The organism is Micromonospora sp. D75 (genome assembly GCF_018070405.1).
GTDB classification, from domain to species: Bacteria; Actinomycetota; Actinomycetes; order Mycobacteriales; family Micromonosporaceae; genus Micromonospora; species Micromonospora chalcea.
In genome coordinates, this window is the sequence record NZ_JAGPXV010001220.1 from 1 (window position 1) to 399 (window position 399).

At 78.4% G+C, this 399-nt stretch carries 1 pseudogene; it reads left to right on the top strand.

From position 1 onward, the window contains the following. Positions 1-329: pseudogene (locus KBX39_RS32960) on the top strand (4-(cytidine 5'-diphospho)-2-C-methyl-D-erythritol kinase); the annotation flags it as partial. Positions 330-399: the final 70 nt, after the last annotated feature.

The following is a 399-nucleotide window of genomic DNA, read 5'->3' on the forward strand; positions in this document are numbered from 1 at the left end:
ACGCCGGGGCCGCCGGGACGCCGCTGGGCAGCACCGACGCGCTGCTCGCCGCGCTGCGCCAACGCGACCCGCGGGTCCTCGCCGCCACGCTCGGCAACGACCTCCAGGCCGCCGCGCTGACCATGCGCCCGTCGCTGGCCGAGACGCTCAAGGCCGGCGAGGCCGCCGGCGCGCTCGCCGGCATCGTCTCCGGCTCCGGACCCACCTGCGTCTTCCTCGCCGCCGGCGAGTCCGACGCGGGGCGGATCGCCGCCGAGCTGACCGCCGCCGGGGTGTGCCGGGAGGCCCGCGTCGCGCACGGACCGGTCGCCGGCGCCCGCGTGGTCTGACGCCCCGTACCCTTGACTCAGGCGTCCCGGGCCCCGGGACGCCTGAGTCGTGAAAGGTGGGGAATGGCCA